This is a genomic window from Vibrio sp. LB10LO1, assembly GCF_010092875.1.
GTDB classification, from domain to species: domain Bacteria; phylum Pseudomonadota; class Gammaproteobacteria; order Enterobacterales; family Vibrionaceae; genus Vibrio; species Vibrio campbellii.
This window is the reverse complement of record NZ_JAADJW010000007.1, coordinates 1-17,187: the sequence shown is the minus strand read 5'-3', so window position 1 is coordinate 17,187 and position 17,187 is coordinate 1. Positions and strand designations below refer to the sequence as shown.

Annotated in this window: 17 protein-coding genes; 12 read left to right on the top strand and 5 right to left on the bottom strand. The window is 46.1% G+C overall.

What is annotated here, in order from left to right; all coding sequences use genetic code 11:
- Nucleotides 1–377 precede the first annotated feature (377 nt).
- Together GXP65_RS06755 and GXP65_RS06750 are read right to left on the bottom strand one after the other, a co-directional pair.
- Nucleotides 378–1,241 (bottom strand): MurR/RpiR family transcriptional regulator, encoded by an 864-nt coding sequence (locus GXP65_RS06755; protein WP_162092348.1) that lies wholly within the window; start codon nucleotides 1,239–1,241, stop codon nucleotides 378–380.
- A gap of 89 nt (nucleotides 1,242–1,330) precedes the next feature.
- Nucleotides 1,331–2,602, bottom strand: coding sequence for an amino acid deaminase (locus GXP65_RS06750; protein ID WP_162092347.1), 1,272 nt, complete (start codon nucleotides 2,600–2,602; stop codon nucleotides 1,331–1,333).
- A gap of 179 nt (nucleotides 2,603–2,781) precedes the next feature.
- Here GXP65_RS06750 and GXP65_RS06745 point away from each other — a divergent pair, with 179 nt between their 5' ends.
- The 10 genes from GXP65_RS06745 (at nucleotide 2,782) to GXP65_RS06700 (ending at nucleotide 13,777) form a co-directional block, all read left to right on the top strand.
- Nucleotides 2,782–4,227, top strand: coding sequence for a D-aminoacylase (locus GXP65_RS06745; RefSeq protein WP_162092346.1), 1,446 nt, complete (start codon nucleotides 2,782–2,784; stop codon nucleotides 4,225–4,227).
- 51 nt (nucleotides 4,228–4,278) lie between these two features.
- A complete protein-coding gene (locus GXP65_RS06740; RefSeq protein WP_005425100.1) occupies nucleotides 4,279–4,671 on the top strand; it encodes a RidA family protein in 393 nt (130 codons plus the stop codon).
- A gap of 234 nt (nucleotides 4,672–4,905) precedes the next feature.
- Entirely contained in the window at nucleotides 4,906–6,426 is a 1,521-nt protein-coding gene (locus GXP65_RS06735; protein WP_038889690.1) for a sodium:solute symporter family protein, read from the top strand.
- 102 nt (nucleotides 6,427–6,528) lie between these two features.
- Nucleotides 6,529–7,473 (top strand): sugar kinase, encoded by a 945-nt coding sequence (locus tag GXP65_RS06730; protein ID WP_049537889.1) that lies wholly within the window; start codon nucleotides 6,529–6,531, stop codon nucleotides 7,471–7,473.
- Between the two features lie 16 nt (nucleotides 7,474–7,489).
- Nucleotides 7,490–8,119 (top strand): bifunctional 4-hydroxy-2-oxoglutarate aldolase/2-dehydro-3-deoxy-phosphogluconate aldolase, encoded by a 630-nt coding sequence (locus GXP65_RS06725; protein WP_162092345.1) that lies wholly within the window; start codon nucleotides 7,490–7,492, stop codon nucleotides 8,117–8,119.
- 90 nt (nucleotides 8,120–8,209) lie between these two features.
- Nucleotides 8,210–10,663, top strand: a complete 2,454-nt coding sequence (locus GXP65_RS06720; RefSeq protein ID WP_162092344.1) for a beta-N-acetylhexosaminidase — start codon at nucleotides 8,210–8,212, stop codon at nucleotides 10,661–10,663.
- Nucleotides 10,664–10,742: 79 nt separating this feature from the next.
- The gene (locus tag GXP65_RS06715) at nucleotides 10,743–11,789 is read left to right on the top strand and encodes a lactonase family protein (RefSeq protein ID WP_077262895.1); all 1,047 of its coding nucleotides are present in this window, start codon (nucleotides 10,743–10,745) and stop codon (nucleotides 11,787–11,789) included.
- A 14-nt stretch (nucleotides 11,790–11,803) separates the two neighbouring features.
- Nucleotides 11,804–12,166 (top strand): RidA family protein, encoded by a 363-nt coding sequence (locus GXP65_RS06710; protein WP_005534602.1) that lies wholly within the window; start codon nucleotides 11,804–11,806, stop codon nucleotides 12,164–12,166.
- Nucleotides 12,167–12,423: 257 nt separating this feature from the next.
- Entirely contained in the window at nucleotides 12,424–12,957 is a 534-nt protein-coding gene (locus GXP65_RS06705) for a YbhB/YbcL family Raf kinase inhibitor-like protein (RefSeq protein WP_005435484.1), read from the top strand.
- Nucleotides 12,958–12,994: 37 nt separating this feature from the next.
- Nucleotides 12,995–13,777 (top strand): AraC family transcriptional regulator, encoded by a 783-nt coding sequence (locus GXP65_RS06700; protein WP_162092343.1) that lies wholly within the window; start codon nucleotides 12,995–12,997, stop codon nucleotides 13,775–13,777.
- A gap of 20 nt (nucleotides 13,778–13,797) precedes the next feature.
- On the opposite strand, the gene GXP65_RS06695 is transcribed toward GXP65_RS06700, so the two are convergent.
- From GXP65_RS06695 to GXP65_RS06685, 3 genes are all read right to left on the bottom strand, one after another.
- On the bottom strand, nucleotides 13,798–14,016 hold the full coding sequence (locus GXP65_RS06695) for a hypothetical protein (RefSeq protein WP_005425122.1): 219 nt from the start codon (nucleotides 14,014–14,016) through the stop codon (nucleotides 13,798–13,800).
- Nucleotides 14,017–14,183: 167 nt separating this feature from the next.
- The gene (gene arsB, locus GXP65_RS06690; protein WP_045391148.1) at nucleotides 14,184–15,239 is read right to left on the bottom strand and encodes an ACR3 family arsenite efflux transporter; all 1,056 of its coding nucleotides are present in this window, start codon (nucleotides 15,237–15,239) and stop codon (nucleotides 14,184–14,186) included.
- Between the two features lie 85 nt (nucleotides 15,240–15,324).
- Nucleotides 15,325–15,666: a winged helix-turn-helix domain-containing protein gene (locus tag GXP65_RS06685; protein WP_005425131.1), complete on the bottom strand. Its 342-nt coding sequence runs from the start codon at nucleotides 15,664–15,666 to the stop codon at nucleotides 15,325–15,327.
- A gap of 270 nt (nucleotides 15,667–15,936) precedes the next feature.
- Between GXP65_RS06685 and GXP65_RS06680 the strand changes: the two genes are divergently transcribed.
- Together GXP65_RS06680 and GXP65_RS06675 are read left to right on the top strand one after the other, a co-directional pair.
- Nucleotides 15,937–16,521 (top strand): NAD(P)H-dependent oxidoreductase, encoded by a 585-nt coding sequence (locus GXP65_RS06680; RefSeq protein ID WP_045372530.1) that lies wholly within the window; start codon nucleotides 15,937–15,939, stop codon nucleotides 16,519–16,521.
- 167 nt (nucleotides 16,522–16,688) lie between these two features.
- The gene (locus tag GXP65_RS06675; RefSeq protein WP_045419096.1) at nucleotides 16,689–17,057 is read left to right on the top strand and encodes a helix-turn-helix domain-containing protein; all 369 of its coding nucleotides are present in this window, start codon (nucleotides 16,689–16,691) and stop codon (nucleotides 17,055–17,057) included.
- The last annotated feature ends 130 nt before the right edge of the window (nucleotides 17,058–17,187 follow it).

The following is a 17,187-nucleotide window of genomic DNA, read 5'->3' as shown; positions in this document are numbered from 1 at the left end:
TCCTGAGATTTGAAATTTAGTGTGATGAAAGTCTCAAATAGTTTTATCGGAAACGAAAATAAAATGGAAACTTAATGTTCATATTTAGTTTGAAAATAAGTTAATAGTTAATCAATATTGATGTGAAAAATAATTAATTAACTTATAAATTATTTAGAGTACGAATTGGTATTAATCTTGATAACCTTACATTCAATCAGAATTTTCTTATTGATGAATTTCGTTATTTATGTGTAAGCAAGTTTTCCTAAATATTAAAACAAGACAACGTACCGAATTGAAGTCTTATCTCGGTAAAATAAAAGCCCGATGCTGAACATCGGGCTTCATTGTTTGAGTTTTATGAGCGAGAGTTTAGTTATCTAGATCACGTTGGTTTAATCACCAAGAGGCTGTCTTTCCAAACCGCCACGATAAGAGTCGAGGGCAACTTTGAGTCGGCGAAGTTTATCGCGCGAGCGTCGCTTATGATTAACGGCCAATGCCATTGAAAGTAAGTCAACCAAAGCCAACATCGCGTAACGAGAAGCCGATGGTTTATAGATGAAGTCCGTCTCTTGGTGCTCAATAGGCAGAACCAAATCGGCTTGCTCAGTCAAAGGCGTGTCTTTCGGAGTAATCACAATAACTTTCACGCCGTACTGCTTGGCTAATTGCGCGGTTTCTATGATGGCAGGGGTATAGCCAGTGGCTGAGATCATGACCAACACATCGTTCGCGTCTGCCGTCGCCGCAATCATGCGCGATAACAAGCCATCGTTGTACGCCACAACAGGATAGCCCAGACGGAACAAACGATGCTGCATCTCTTGTGCTGCAATGGTTGAGCCGCCACCCATACCAATACAGATCACTTGTCTTGCGTTGTGCAGCCAGTTCACGGCAGTGTCGATATCTTCTTCAACAATCAAACTGCGGTTTACATCAAGGGATTGCTTGATCGACTCATAGATGCCTTGGTAGCCACTTTGATCAGGCGGTTCAAGGATGAATCGTTGTCCAACCGTTAAGGTTTGTGCCAATTTGATCTTCATATCACGCACGTTTTTGCAGCCAACAGCTTTGGCAAAACGGGTGATGGTAGCTTCACTCACTTCTGCGCTTTCTGCCAGCTCAGTAATGCTGGCGTTGGCGGCAGTTTGAATGTCGTCCATGATCAACTTCGCGACCTTCTTTTCGGCATCGCGCAGCGCACTGAAACGTTCAGTGATTTGAGAGATAATATCGACTTCTAAACTCAAGCTGTGTTCCTATCTTTTGCATGGAGGCGATTGTGCCGCCTCCACTGGTTTGGCATGAAGTATAACGAAAAGCCTCACTAAGCTCATCATCAGAAACGGGTTTTCACCCAATGAGTGACTTGATACTCATCATCACAAACCGCCACGGCACGCCACTTATCAAACGTTAAACATGGATGAGAGGTTGAGAAGGCAATCATATCACCCACTTGAAGGTCGCTGTTTGTGTCTACTTCGATGAACGCGTGCTGATCCATCACCGCGGTCGTTACCGCACTTTCAATAGAGATTGACTCACCATCGCGGTAAGCACGCTCGGGGATTGGTAATCCGGCATCAAACGCCACGTCACGTTTACCAAAGCCGGCAACCAGCTTGGTTGGCTCGGGGCGAGAAATCACATAAGCCCAAAGCTCTAGTGCCGATTCCAAGTCTCCACCTAAATCACACGCCGCACCTTGGTTGGTTTCAGCGCGCTGCATGACTTTGTTTTGCGCGTCTAGGTAAATGCCAGTGTCATGAATTGCGTAGCAACCTGGGCGAATGATGGCGTCAAAATCTTCTAGGTTGGCAAAGCATTCAGAAACCACGTCATACCAAGCAGAGCCTGCGCCTGTGACCAGAGGTTTGGACTCAATCAACTTGTCGTTTTGTAGTTGGGCTGCGATTTTTAATGTGGTGTTGAGGAAGTCACGGATGTCCTGCTCAGCATTGTCACCATGAATGACACCTTCGTAAACCTCGATACCTTTTAGCGTAAGGTGAGGTTGCTGGTGGATGAGAGTGGCGAGCTCAACCACATCTTGTTGATTTCGGCACCCACAGCGACCGCCCTCGACACCAAACTCAATCAGTACATTAAGTGGCAATTGATGTTCAGCGAAGGCACGCTCTAGCGCTTTGACGTTTCGGTTTGAGTCCACACAACAATAGAAGTTGACCCCGTGGGTTTCAATCAGGTTGGCGATGATAGTCATGTTTGCGCGCCCAACTAGTTGGTTCGCCATGATGATGTTTTTCGCTCCGCCTAGCGCCGCAATCTCTGCCTGAGCCGGCGTTGCGACGGTAATGCCCCAAGCGCCGTTTTCTAATTGCTGCTGAAAGAAAGCGGGAGTCATGGTGGTTTTACCGTGCGGTGACAACTTCACTTTGTGCTGATTGGCAAAACGCTGCATCCAATCGAGGTTGTTCTTCAATGAAGAAGATTTGATCACCGCTGCAGGCAAGGTGATCTCTTCATGGATCAAGCTGTGTAACCCGTCCGAATTGCACGCAACAGGTTGAGCCTTTTCTCCGTAACCTGGCGTGGTAACACACTCATTATGATAGTTTTTATCACACTTTTGGCGATTGTCTTTCATGGCGTACCTACTTCTAACATGGTCTAAGTGATTGATATTAAGTGTTTGTTGCTAACTACCATAAATAATATGTTAGAAAGTATCAAACAAATCTGATTTTTTTGTGTGTTTCTTCACTGTTTAAATTTCAAGAATTATTAAGATGGAATCATGTTAACGACGGACGAAGAGAGTGAAGTATGTTGTTCGATACCATTATCAAAAGCGTAGAGGTATTTGACGGTACGGGTGCAGCACCATTCATTGCTGATGTTGCGATTCGTCAAGATCGTATTGAGCAAGTAGGGCAGCTAGACGAGCTTTCTGCAAAGAAGGTTATCAACGGTCAGGGTCTTGCGTTGGCTCCGGGATTTATTGACGTGCACACGCACGATGACACCAATGTGATTCGTTACCCTGACTGCTTGCCAAAGATCAGCCAAGGCGTGACGACGGTAATCGTAGGCAATTGCGGAATTAGCGCGAGCCCTGCGGTACTCAGTGATACTCCGCCGGACCCAATGAACCTATTGGGCAAGCAGGAAGATTTCAAATACCCAACTTTTGCGGAGTATGCGAAGGCGGTACAAGCGGCGAACCCTGCAGTCAACGTTGCTGCGTTGGTCGGTCACACAACTTTACGTAACAACGTGATGGACGACTTACTGCGCACGGCTACCGATGAAGAAATCGAGCAAATGCGCCAAACATTGGCACAAGCGATGAAAGAGGGCGCATTGGGTTTGAGCTCGGGTCTTGCTTATGCGAGTGCCAAGCAAGCCAACGCGGATGAAGTCATGCGTCTAGCGGAAATTCTCGGTCATCACGGTGGTATCTACACCACGCACATGCGCACTGAGTTTGAAGAAATCATCAGCGCAATGGAAGAAGCCTTTGAAACTGGGCAGTACGCCAAAGTGCCCGTGGTGATTTCTCACCTTAAATGCGCAGGTGCAGGCAACTGGGGACGCACGGTAGAAGTGCTGGATTTGATGGATAAGGTTTCTGAGCATCAAGACGTGTCTTGCGATTGCTACCCATATTCGGCGAGTTCTTCAACACTGGATTTAAAACAGGTGACGGATGAAATCGACATCTTCATTACCTGGTCAGAAAGCAAGCCAGAACACGCTGGCAAGATGCTAAAAGACATTGCTGACGAGATGCAACTGCCTCTTATGGAAGCAGCAAAAGCGTTGCAACCTGCGGGCGCGGTTTATCACTGCATGGATGAAAACGACGTCAAACGTGTCCTCAAATATAAGTTGACCATGGTGGGCTCGGATGGATTACCAAACGACCCGCACCCACATCCACGTTTGTGGGGAACATTCCCGAAAGTCTTGGGGCATTACTGTCGTGAAGAGCAGCTTTTCCCATTGGCAGAAGCGATTCACAAGATGACAGGAATGTCAGCAGCACGCTACCAACTAAAAGATCGTGGTGAAATAAAAGCAGGCGCATATGCTGACTTGGTTTTATTTAACCCAAATACAATTAAAGATACTGCAACGTTCGAAAATCCAATTTCTGTTGCACAAGGTATTGAATCTGTATTTGTAAATGGTGAGTTATCTTATTTTAAAGATAACGTCACCGAAAATAGAAATGGCGTATTTATTTATAGAAATAATACCCATCAATAACTTATTAAATAAATTAACTTTATAGATTAAGCATTATCACTGGAGAATATTATGTCAATTAAACGTTATGGTGTAGAAGGCGGCGTAGGTACTGGCGGTCAACATTTACCATTTGCACGCGCAACAGAAGCAGGCGGTTTCTTATACGTATCGGGTCAAACACCAATGACTGATGGCGAAGTGGTAGAAGGCGGTATCGTTGACCAGTCTCGCCTCGCGATTCAAAACTGTGTCGACATCATGGAAGAAGCAGGCTACACACTTGCTGACGTGGTACACGTAAAAGTGGTACTAACGGATTCTCGTTACTTCCAATCGTTCAATAAAGTGTTCAGAGAGTTCTTTGGCGATCACCCACCTGCACGTATTTGCATGGTGTGTGATCTGGTGGTGGACGTGAAAGTCGAAGTCGATGTGACTTGCTACCGCGAAGATCGCCGATAGAAATCACACTTTACCTAATTAAATAAAATAGAGTGCCGGAAATAATTACTTTCCTGTTATTATCTTTTTGGCACTCTCACTCCCTACATAAATATAATTTCATAAAGCAGTAGTGCCTAATATATTTAGCAAAAGCTATAAAAATAAAATTAGATAATTTCTGGAATAAAATCTAATACTTGCTGCTGGAATTATATCAATCTGAAAGATGGATTTTGATATGAGAGGTGTTCAATGAACAGTACACTTTTTCTTACCGGCTTCGGTGCGTATGTCTTATTTTTAATTTGGTTGGGATGGTTTGTCTCTCGCAACCAAAAATCAGGTGAAGACTTTCTACTCGGTGGTCGAGGCTTACCTCTGTTCCTCGTATTAGGTACCACGGTAGCAACTATGGTTGGCACGGGCTCTAGTATGGGCGCGGTTGGCTTTGGTTACTCAAACGGTTGGGCTGGTGCGCTTTACGGCATTGGCGGCGCAATTGGTATCTTGTTATTGGCACTGTGGTTCGCGCCAGTTCGTAAACTCAACTTTATGACCATGAGTGAAGAGCTCGCTTACTACGTAGGTGCAAACCGCATCGTGAAGAACGTGGTTGGTCTGCTTATTTTTATCGCTTCCATTGGCTGGTTGGGCGCACACATCCTTGGTGGTGGTATGTACCTAGCGTGGATTGCCGATATTGAGCTGAGCACTGCGAAGATGATCATCGCAGCAGCGTTTACCATTTACGTGGTTATTGGCGGCTACACCGCGGTGGTTTGGACTGATACCATTCAAGCTATCATTTTGTTTGTTGGCTTCATCCTAATGGCGGTACTGTCGGTGCAGCACATTGGCGGCTTAGACAACCTTTACTCTGCTATGGACCCAGAAGCGGTTAGCTTCCTTGCGATTGATAAGCTTGGTTTAATCCCAGCGGTTTCTCTTGCTGTTGTGATTGGTGTGGGTGTACTTGCAACCCCTTCATTCCGCCAGCGTATCTACTCAGGTAAAGACGTATCAACCATCCGTCGCTCATTCGTGGCTTCTGGTGTGCTGTATTTGTTCTTCTCTATCATTCCAGCAGTCATTGGTATGGCGGCGCATGCGATTGACCCTGAACTGAACAACGCAAACTTTGCTTTCCCATACATCGCGGCAACGGTATTGCCAGTAGGTGTTGGTCTTATCGTTCTGATTGCAGGTCTATCAGCAACGATGTCGAGTGCGAGTTCCGATGCGATTGCGGGCGTGTCTATCTTACTGCGTGATGTGTACGTAATGTTCACCGGCCGCGTGCCAAACAAAGAGTCCATGTTGAATTACTCTCGCTTGGCTTTGGTTGTAGTGATCGGTTGTGCATTGCTGTTCGCGCTAACGTCTAACGACATCATTAGCTACATCACTAAGATGATCTCGACAGTTATGTCTGGCATGTTCGTGTGCGGTATGTTGGGTCGCTTCTGGAAGCGTTACAACTGGCAAGGTGCATTGGCAACATTGGCAGGTGCGTCTATCGCTTCATTTGCTGTCATGATGAGCCCTGACCTGACCGCTTTCTGGGGTAACCCAGTGATTCCATCTTGCTTATTTGCCCTAACCGCAGGTGTGGTAGTAAGCCTAGTGACTCCAGCTAACCAAGTTTCACCAGAAATGGCACGAGCAATCCTAGATGATGAGCGTGCGCTTATGGAAATGGAACTGTCTGACGATGGTGTTCTAGAAGAAGATGCTTCATTAAAAAACCGCACAACAGCAAATCAAAACGCTTAACAGCAAAGAGTTTTGGCTCAAACAGAAACTCGCTCATAAGCTCCTGACAAACTGGTGGCTCCCCCGAGCCTCCATTCTAAATCTATCCAAAGTAGGTGAACGATGACCGATTCATCCCAGACTAAAATTGCTTTCTTTGGCGAATGCATGATTGAACTGAGCGGCGCCCCAATTCGCAAAGGCTTTGGTGGCGACACGCTCAATACCGCACTTTACCTCTCTCGACTAACGGCTCAGCAACCTGTCCAAGTGTCCTACGCGACTGGTCTTGGGGAGGACGTACTTTCTCAAGAACTTCTGGAAAACTGGCAACAAGAAGGCATTACTACTGACCTTGTCGAGATCTTCCCAGCTCAACTACCGGGTTTGTACATGGTGCAGACCGACCAAGAGGGCGAACGCAGCTTTCTTTATTGGCGTGACAGCGCAGCCGTCAAAAGCTACTTCTCAACCTCTTCACTCAACAAATTAGAAGCCGCGATTGCGAACCGAGAGCTGGATTATCTCTACCTAAGTGGCATCAGCATTGCGATTCTAAATGAAGATAGCAAACTAAGGCTTAAAAAGGCGTTAAGTCAGTTCTCACAGGGTGGAGGCAAGGTTATCTTCGATAATAACTTCCGTCCTCAACTTTGGTCTGCGAAAGAGGCGAAACATTGGTACAGCCAAATTCTGCCATTAGTCGACATTGCGCTTATCACAGAAGACGATGATGTCTTAGTGTGGGGCGAAGAGGAAAGTGCCGAGCAGCGCTGCCTTCGCTTTGGTTGCCAAGAAATCGTGATTAAACGTGGCTGTGAGCCTTGCAAATTGGTTTGGTCGCATGGTGATGACAAGCAAACCGCTTACGTAGCCGCAGAGAAGGTTGTCAAAGTGATCGACACCTGCGCCGCTGGCGATTCTTTTGCTGCTGGTTACCTTGCAGGACGATTGACCGGACAAAGTTGTGAGCAGTCTGCCCAACTCGGTCACGCACTAGCAGCAACCGTTATTCAATATCCTGGCGCGATTATTCCAAACGACGCCATGACTCATTTAATTCGATAATTTCCGAGAACGTATTATGTCCCAAGCAATGATTAAGCAACTTCAGCAATTCAAAGTTATTCCTGTTATTCAAATTAATAAGGTAGAGCACGCGATTCCATTGGCGAAAGTGTTAGTAGAAAACGGTCTGTCGGTTGCGGAGGTGACGTTTCGAACAGAAGCTGCTGCCGATGCGATTAAAGCCATGCGCGATGCTAACCCGCAAATGTGCATCGGTGCTGGCACGGTACTGACGCCAGAGCAGATTACCCAAGCAAAAGACGCGGGGGCAGAGTTTATTGTCGCGCCGGGGTTGAACCCAAATACCGTGCGTCGCTGCCAAGAAATCAACATGCCAATCGTACCGGGTGTGAACAACCCAAGTCAGGTTGAGCAAGCACTAGAGTTGGGTTTGAACTTCCTCAAATTCTTCCCGGCAGAAGCGAGCGGTGGTATCGCGATGGTGAAGTCGCTACTCGCACCTTATGTTGATGTGAGTCTGATGCCGACAGGCGGTATCGGCAAGAACAACGTCAATGATTACCTAGCCATCGACCGTGTGGTTTGCTGCGGTGGTACTTGGATGGTGGCACCGAGCTTAATTGAAAACGAACAATGGGACGAAATTGGCAAGCTGGTTCGTGAAGCAGTAGAGCTGGTTGCGTAACTCAAACTGAGCTCTTTTACCCAAGTCACCAGACCCCATTAAATAGCGTGACTTGGGTTGAACAATAATAACAACGACAGGATGGCGCGGATGAACAAAGGTACATTAGCACTACTCATTTCAGGCTTAATCACAATTCCAACGGCAGCAATGGCGATGACTCCCAACACCGATCTTAACCTAATGCCTTACCCACAAAATGTAGAGTTGGGGCAGGGTAAAATCACACTGGATAAATCCTTCAGCATTTACATCAAAGGCTACGATTCACCGCGCGTGCAGTTCAACGCAAAGCGCACTATGGACCGTCTATATCGCCAAACCGGCTTACCAATGCTGAACTGGCATGCTGAGTCGGAAAAAGACGCGACCTTGGTGATTGATATTCGTAATGCGCCTAAGTCCGAGGTGCAAGATATTAACAGCGATGAATCGTACCAACTTGAATCGCGTAATGGTCAGATCATCATTCGCTCCGAACGCCCTTACGGTGCTTTCCATGGTTTAGAAACCTTTTTGCAGCTGGTAACTACGGACGCGACTGGGTACTTTGTGCCTGCTGTGTCGATTCAAGATGAGCCTCGCTTTCCTTGGCGTGGCGTTTCTTACGACACTTCTCGTCACTTCATTGAACTCGACGTGATTCTTCGTCAACTCAATGCGATGGCATCAGCAAAAATGAACGTTTTCCATTGGCATATTTGGGATGACCAAGCGATTCGTATCCAGCTCGATAATTACCAAAAGCTATGGCAAGACACCGCAGATGGTGATTACTACACCAAAGATGAAATCCGCTATGTAGTGAATTACGCGCGCAACCTTGGTATTCGAGTTATCCCTGAAATCTCTCTGCCGGGACATGCTTCGGCAGTGGCGCACGCTTACCCTGAATTAATGTCTGGTATGGGGGAACAATCTTATCCGCATCAACGTGGCTGGGGTGTGTTTGAGCCGTTAATGGACCCGACCAATCCCGAACTTTACAAGATGCTGGCGAGCGTGTTTGACGAAGTGGTTGAGCTCTTCCCTGATGAGTACTTCCATATCGGCGGTGATGAACCAAATTACCAACAGTGGAAAGACAACCCGAAGATTCAGCAATTCATCAAAGACAACAATCTGGATGGAGAGCGTGGTCTGCAATCGTATCTGAACACCAAGGTCGAACAGATGTTGGAACAGCGCGGCAAGAAGATGACTGGCTGGGATGAAATCTGGCACAAAGACCTTCCAACCTCGATTGTGATTCAAAGCTGGCAAGGGCACGACAGTATAGGTCGAGCAGCAAAAGAGGGCTACCAAGGCATTCTCTCAACAGGCTATTACCTAGACCAGCCACAGCCAACCAGTTACCACTATCGCAATGACCCAATGCCGAAAGGAATCACGGTTGATGACCAACTTCATCAAGGTGAGAAATTCGCGACTTACGATTGGGTGAAACCACGCAACAAAGGTGGTCCACGTACAGGTAATCTGACCATTATTGAAGCGACAGACGGCAGCTACCGAGCGTTTACCGATTACAACGGTAAGTCTCGCGAAGAGGTGTTCATCATCGAGTATGTGCCGGGTGTGAAGTTTAAAGGGCATTTCGATAACTTTATGTCTTACACCGAATTCAACTATGACTTTGCGGATGGCAAGTTGAAAGACAGCAGTTACCAGTTGATTGGCAATGTTCGTTGGCCTGCGACTGGAGAGTTGGTCGCGAGCAGTGACATGCAGGGGAGTGTCATTCCTGAGCCGAATGGCGGCTATCCGGCTGAGCTGACCGAGAAAGAACAGCGGCTAATCTTAGGCGGAGAAATCACCATTTGGGGTGAGAACCTCGATTCAATGACCATCGAGCAACGCCTATGGCCACGAAGCTACGCGATTGCCGAGCGTCTATGGTCGAGTCAAGAACTGACCGATGAGCGCAGCATGTACAAGCGCATAAAGGTGATGGATGCATGGTCTGAGATTTCGCTTGGCTTACGCCATCATGCCGATGCCAATATGATGTTGAAACGTCTTGCTAATGGTGCAGACGAAGCACCACTACAAACATTAGCGAAGTACATCGAGCCGGCTCAATATTACGCTCGTCATTGGGAGAAGTGGATCTCTACGCCAAACGAGGGTGATTTGTACAACCAGTATGAGCGACTAAACCGCTTTGCGGATGCACTGCCAGTAGAAAGCTTAGCAGTGTATGAGATGCAAGATTTAGTTGCGGCTTATGCTCAAGGTGATACAGCAGCGTTGGATGCGTTAGCGATGCATCATCAAAGCGTTAAGTTAGCAGCGCAGCAAGCCAAACCTATTTTCGCGGCCAACGTGGCGTCGGTAGAAACGGTGCCAGTTGCAGAAGCTGCAATCAAAGTTGCAGATTTAGGTTTAACCTTGATTGAGCTTGTTAAGCAGGGCAGTGATATTAGCCAATCTGACGCTGAAGTGTATCAACGCATCATCAATGAAAATACGATAATTTTTGATGAAACCATTGTCGCCATAGTGTCACCAACTGAGTTGTTGCTTCACACTTTAACCGATTGATAACTAAAAGGGATTGCCGTCTGGTAACGCAGGCGGCATCTTATCGGTTAAGCACTCTTTTATCTCCCAAAGGTTTCCCATGATAGTAAATGGTCACTTACATTTTTATGTAGGCACCTATACCGATTCACCAAGCCAAAGTCAGGGCATTGCGTGTGTTTCTCTCGATACTGCAACTGGCGCATTAACGCTCACCAATGAACTTGTTCCTGAAGCGGTGAAAACGGTTCGTAACCCTTCTTACCTTGCGCTCAGAGGAGAGGGTTTATATACCTTTAATGAAGTCGAACGCTTGGAAGGTGGAGAACTGATTTTTGCTGAAAAAACAGACAGCTATGCACTGCCAATTGAAGGTGATTACCCTTGCCATATCGACATTAAAGAACCGTTACTCGCTGTTGCAAACTACGGTTCCGGCAATGTGAGTGTTTACCAACTTGATGAGCAAGGTAAGCCGTTGAAATCCATTGCAGAATTGTATGTAGAAGGCAATGGGCCGAATATTGACCGTCAGACTTCACCTCATGCCCATCAAGTCACTTTTCTAAAACACTCCGCTCAATTGGCTGTGGTCGATTTAGGTACAGACAGTGTTCACTTCTATGACTACGGCAATGAAGGTGAGACAGTTAAGTTTTCACTTTCTCAAAGCGTCGCTATGCCTGCTGGCTCTGGACCTCGTCATTTGATCTTCAATCGTGATGAGTCTGTCGCGTACGTTGTTTGCGAACTGTCCGAAACGCTGGTGGTACTTCGCAAGCAAAACGGACAATGGAATCTGACTCAGCAAGTTAAACTGCTAGCCGATGAAGAAAACAAAGAAGCGGCGTCTGCTATTCGTCTCTCTGCGGATGAGCGTTTTGTCTATGTCTCTTGCCGTGCGCAAAATCTGATCAGCACATTTGATGTAACGAGTGATATTCCGGTTCAAATTGCCGCGTCCGATTGTGGTGGCGCGTTCCCAAGAGATTTTGTTTTATCCCGTGATGGGCAGTGGATGCTCGTTGCCAATCAACATTCACATAATGTCGCTAGCTTTCATAGGAATCCGGAAACTGGCGTTATCACTCCAACCGGATACTCATGCGACATCGGTGCGCCTGTGTGTTTGGTTGAGAAGCCGTAATTAAGAGAAATAACATGACAATTCATCGTATTAATCCATGTAAACGTTGGTCTGATGTAACGGTGTTCAACGGTATTGCCAACTTTGTTGAGGTGGCAGAAGCAGATACAACTGCGGATATGAAAGGGCAAGTGCAGCAGATCTTCGACCAAGCCGAGCAAATGCTAGCCAGTGTTGATAGCGATAAGTCGCGCATTCTGTCTGTGACGATTTACGTGACGGATTTCGCTAACTTCGATGCCCTTAATGAAGTGTGGGATGCGTGGTTCCCTGAGGGATGCGCACCGAGCCGTGCTTGCGTCAAAGTTGAATTGGCGAATCCTGAACTGTTGGTAGAAATGGCGTTTGTTGCTGCTGCGGGTGAGAAGTTCCAATAGTTCGCTATCACTCTACTTAAACCATTAAGCCCAGCGTTATCCTCAAGCCCAGCGTTATGATAGTCCAATAACGTTGGGCTTTGTTCTATTAGGCTAATCAGCACAAGCGAAATAAGTCGCTGATAAGCGCAAATTTAAAAATATCACGAAAAGTATCACCGATTAGCTTAAAATGAACGCTATTGATACTTAATGATGGGTTGCTGTTTCTTTTGGGGCATACACTTATCCCGAACTTAAGAAATAGGAGCATCATCATGAAAGCAATCACTACATCGGTTTTGGCGTTAAGCTTATTGGCGGTTGGTTCAGCGCAAGCATTTGAATTAACCAGTAAAGACATTCAAGAAGGTCATCCTATGGCGAAGACCTTCGAATACAACAGCTGGGGCTGTAATGGCGGCAACCAATCTCCACAATTGATGTGGAAGGATGCGCCAGCAGGAACAAAGAGCTTTGCAATCACGGCTTATGACCCTGATGCGCCTACTGGTAGTGGTTTCTGGCACTGGGTTGCGTTTAATATTCCAGCTTCAGTTAGCGAACTGCCACGCGCAGTGAACATTGAAAAATTGGGCGGTAAAGAGTCGCGTATTGACTACGGAACCGTTGGTTTTGGTGGTGTTTGCCCACCAGAAGCAGACGGCATGCACCGCTACCAATTTACGGTTTGGGCATTGCCAACCGAGAAGCTAAACCTAGATGAAAACACACCAGCTGCTGTGGTTGGTTTTACGCTTAACAGCATGGCGTTAGACAAAGCAAAACTGACGGCGACGTACACACGTTAAGCCGTAATAGATAGATGATAAAAAACGAGGGGAATAGATGAGCCATCAATATCGAGTCACGTTGTTTCGTGCCGAGCAGTTACAGAAACTGCGCAATGTGAAGATCCATTCCCCAAGTATTATTCAGATCATCACAGGCAGTAAGCGTCTTTTCTGGAAAGAATCGGCGCTGGATCTTTCCAATTCTGAGCTGCTGCTTTGTGAGGCTTCTGCATCGCTGAGTTTTGAGAACTTACCGCAAAAAGGTAAGTTTCTCTCTAGAATGTTCAGCTTTCATTGCTTGCCGTCAGAAGCAATGCTTGAACTGAGTGCAAGCATTGATAAGGGTGAAGAAAAGCCGACATTAGAAGCCGATAAAGCCTTGGAAGACACGCTCAATGCTCTGTTCTCGTTTGACCAACAAACCATGAGCAAAGATACCCAAACCTTCTGGGTAATGGGGTTATATCAACAACTTGCCGAGCGTGGTGTGTTGCATCATTTGTTTGTTAGCTCAAACATCACATTCAGCCAAAAATTGAGTCGTTACTTATCCTTCTCTCCCGGTGAAGAACATTCGTTGGAAGAGGCTGCTGAACGATTTGCCATGAGCAGGGCGACTATGATCCGTAAACTCAAGCAAGAAGGGACTCAATATCGAGAGGTGTTGGCAGAAGTACGTTTAAATCATGCATTGTATTTAATGCAAAATGGCCACTATAACGTTGCGATGTTGGCTCAACTTTGTGGCTATCAATCGGAAGGTCGTTTTAGTCAGCGTTTTAAAGGTAAATTCGGTCTTACCCCGAGTGATTACATCAAAACGGTGGTGATAAATTAAGCCGAGCCTTGGAAAGTGGCCTATGCGCGCTTGACCGGACGCAATGATGGTGAAGCGGAAGAATCTGCGACAGCTAAATCCGATAGAAGCTGTTGTAGCAACTCAGAAGCATGAACATTCGCCTTTACTTTGTCGACGTCACTCCAGCTCTTGCTGTTCTCTTCTTCAAGGTATTTGATGGTCTGTTGTGAAAGCTTCAGGACAGCGTGCCACTTCAGTTTTTTATATTCCAAATTCATATTTGAACTCCTATATGAATTCTTAATTTAAAACATTGTTCAAAACTTTGAGTTAGCATATTGGATTTTGTAAAGGTCTGTATGCCTAGCACCAAAATGAAAAAGCGCCCATCGCGTTAACGATAGGCGCTCTTAGAGATTATACTCTTAAGGGTTATAACCTTTGGTTATTTATAGTATTTCTGCTTCATTTTGAGTGCTACGTTCACTAAAGCAATCAATACAGGTACTTCGATCAGTGGGCCAATGACACCAGCAAAAGCTTGGTCTGAGTTTAGGCCAAAAACCGCGATGGAAACCGCAATTGCCAGTTCAAAGTTGTTACCTGTTGCCGTGAAAGCAATCGACGCATTTTTGTCGTAGTCGATGCCCATTTTCTTACCAACGAAAAAGCTGACAAAGAACATCAACACAAAGTAGATAGCCAGTGGAATTGCTACACGGAATACATCCATTGGCAGTTCAAGTATCATCTCACCTTTTAAGCTGAACATCAGTACGATGGTCGCAAGTAGGGCGATAAGCGTAATTGGTGAAATGCGTGGGATGAACACGTCGTTGTACCATTGCTCACCTTTCGCAGCGACCAGCCATTTGCGGCTTAGGAAGCCCGCTAGGAATGGGATACCAAGGTAAATCAGAACACTTTCCGCGATGTCCATCATCGAGATATCAACCACGAAACCTTCGTAACCAAAGACCGGTGGCAACACAGTGATGAACAACCATGCCATTACACTGTAAGTCACGATTTGGAAAGCACTGTTTAGTGCAACTAGGGCTGCGCCGTATTCTTTGTTACCGCCACCGATATCGTTCCATACAAGCACCATCGCAATACAACGAGCAAGACCGATCAGAATGATACCGACCATGTAACCCGGATGATCACCCAGGAAAGTCAATGCAAGGATGAACATCAAAATAGGGCCGACAATCCAGTTCATGACCAAAGACAGTGTGATCGCTTTTTTATCTTTCGTCACTGTACCTAGCAGGTTGTAGTTCACCTTTGCTAGCGGCGGGTACATCATCAAAATCAAACCAATCGCAAGCGGTACGTTCGTGCTGCCGACTGACATTGACTCATTCCACTCAGCAACTTGAGGGAACGCTGCGCCAATACCTACACCGATTGCCATTGCGACAAAAATCCACACCGTTAGGTAACGGTCCAAGAAGCTCATTTTGTCGCTGGCACTATTTAAAACTTGAGTAGTCATAGTGTTCTCTTATTCGTTTATCGTCGAAAGGCGATAGTTAAAGGTATAGTTTATCTCTGCACGCCTGACCAGCGTGCAAAGGGAATTAATCAAATAACTTGGAAAAGCCTAGATTGAACTGATCAAACGCGTCGCGCTGAATGCGGTAACACACCTTAGGTGGGTTTGGCTCGGCGCTGATAAAGCCTGCTTGCTTAAGAATACGCAAGTGTTCAGAAACAGTAGATTGTGCAAGACCCAGTTCAGAAACTAAATCACTGTTCAAACAACCGCCCATGGTATCGAGCGTGTGCAGGATATGCAGAATGCGCAAACGTGCTGGATGGGATAAAGCTTTCGCTTGTGCAGCCAGAGTTTGTTCTTTCTCGAGCTGTTGTTGTGTTGTCTGAAAAGCAACTTCGCACTTGTCGTTGCATTTATCACTCATTCGCTGGCCTTAATAGTTAATCGTCGAATTACGATAAAGTGTACGCCTGCTCTGTGGAAGATGCAACAATTCGATGAAAAAACTAATCGGGAAATAACGATGAAGAAAAAGTTGAAAAAATATCTCTTTTAAAAACAGTGGTATAATTAAAAGCCTGGTAGGTTACTAAAAGTTAACTAATTGCATTGTATTTCTAGGTTACCATAATAAACCACATCCGACGCACAACGGTTATCGCGTCATCTTGTGAACTTATTTAAGGGTAATCCTATGAGCAACGTACTGATCATCAATGCACACGAACCATCACCATATTCAGAAGGTCGTCTAAATGCTTCTCTTGTTGATAAAGCACAGACGCTTCTACAAGCAAAAGACCATGACGTTCGCGTTGTGACAATGCAAGATGAGATCAACGTAGATGAGCAACTCGCACACTTTGAATGGGCTGACCGCGTGATCATCCAAAGCCCAATCAACTGGATGTCTGTGCCTTGGTCATTCAAAAAATACATGGACGATGTTTTTACTGCGGGTATGGGCGGCGCTCTGTGTGCTTTCGACGGTCGTAGCGCAGAAGAACCAAAGAAAAACTACGGTACAGGTGGTACGCGAACCAACACTAAGTACATGCTTTCACTGACATTCAACGCGCCAAAAGAATCGTTTGATGATGAGAACGAATACCTGTTCCAAGGTAAAGGTGTCGATGATTTGATGTTCCACATGCACGCTAACTTCCGTTTCTTTGGTATGTCAGCACTGCCGACATTCGCTAGCTATGATGTGATGAAGAATGCGGATATCGAAAATGATTTTGCACGTTTCGAAGCGCACATTAACGAAAACTTCTAATCCTTTTAGAAACATAGTGTGAACTGAATGATGAATTGAGATGGACTGCTGCATGCGGTCCATTTTTATTTGTTTGCGGCGCCGTGACGTTTTTATTACTCTAAAGCACTAAATGTATCTAGCTTACTTTTCGTTACCTAGATTAGGTGCGTATCTTGAGGTGTATTGTGGAAAGCAGAATCAGTGTAGATAGCAAAGGTCGCAAGTCAGTGGCGAACGTATGTGCGGAGCCATGTGCTATCGAGAAAGGGATGCGTCTAATTGGTGGTAAATGGAAAGGTTCGCTGATTTATCACTTGAAAGACGGCCCTGTTCGCTTCAACGATTTAGCACGCATGCTAGGCGGCGCAAGCAAAAAGATGATCGACCAGCGTCTGAAAGAGCTTGAAGCGGAAGGCATGGTAGTGCGCAAAGTGATTAGCGACCGTCCAATTGCAGTAAGCTATGAGCTCACTGATTTTGGCCGTACCGCACTTAAAATTCTTGATGATTTGAGAATTTGGTCTGAAACTCACCAGATTGAGTTGCGTAAATAACGCGGCCTGTTGTATCTCATCATCGCTTAACGGTTTAAGCCAATAAAAATGCCAGCATATCGCTGGCATTTTTTATGGTGCGCCGAGCATGGCGTTGATCTAGGAGGTGAAAGTCCTCTACGGGCTCAGT

Bases quoted from the DNA above. Each gene is read 5' to 3' on its own strand.
- GXP65_RS06725 (WP_162092345.1), top strand. From the start codon at position 7,490: ATGTCCCAAGCAATGATTAAGCAACTTCAGCAATTCAAAGTTATTCCT.
- GXP65_RS06685 (WP_005425131.1), bottom strand. From the start codon at position 15,666: ATGAGTGATAAATGCAACGACAAGTGCGAAGTTGCTTTTCAGACAACA.
- GXP65_RS06695 (WP_005425122.1), bottom strand. From the start codon at position 14,016: ATGAATTTGGAATATAAAAAACTGAAGTGGCACGCTGTCCTGAAGCTT.
- GXP65_RS06705 (WP_005435484.1), top strand. From the start codon at position 12,424: ATGAAAGCAATCACTACATCGGTTTTGGCGTTAAGCTTATTGGCGGTT.
- GXP65_RS06745 (WP_162092346.1), top strand. From the start codon at position 2,782: ATGTTGTTCGATACCATTATCAAAAGCGTAGAGGTATTTGACGGTACG.
- GXP65_RS06730 (WP_049537889.1), top strand. From the start codon at position 6,529: ATGACCGATTCATCCCAGACTAAAATTGCTTTCTTTGGCGAATGCATG.
- GXP65_RS06715 (WP_077262895.1), top strand. From the start codon at position 10,743: ATGATAGTAAATGGTCACTTACATTTTTATGTAGGCACCTATACCGAT.
- GXP65_RS06710 (WP_005534602.1), top strand. From the start codon at position 11,804: ATGACAATTCATCGTATTAATCCATGTAAACGTTGGTCTGATGTAACG.
- arsB (WP_045391148.1), bottom strand. From the start codon at position 15,239: ATGACTACTCAAGTTTTAAATAGTGCCAGCGACAAAATGAGCTTCTTG.
- GXP65_RS06750 (WP_162092347.1), bottom strand. From the start codon at position 2,602: ATGAAAGACAATCGCCAAAAGTGTGATAAAAACTATCATAATGAGTGT.
- GXP65_RS06740 (WP_005425100.1), top strand. From the start codon at position 4,279: ATGTCAATTAAACGTTATGGTGTAGAAGGCGGCGTAGGTACTGGCGGT.
- GXP65_RS06720 (WP_162092344.1), top strand. From the start codon at position 8,210: ATGAACAAAGGTACATTAGCACTACTCATTTCAGGCTTAATCACAATT.
- GXP65_RS06700 (WP_162092343.1), top strand. From the start codon at position 12,995: ATGAGCCATCAATATCGAGTCACGTTGTTTCGTGCCGAGCAGTTACAG.
- GXP65_RS06735 (WP_038889690.1), top strand. From the start codon at position 4,906: ATGAACAGTACACTTTTTCTTACCGGCTTCGGTGCGTATGTCTTATTT.
- GXP65_RS06680 (WP_045372530.1), top strand. From the start codon at position 15,937: ATGAGCAACGTACTGATCATCAATGCACACGAACCATCACCATATTCA.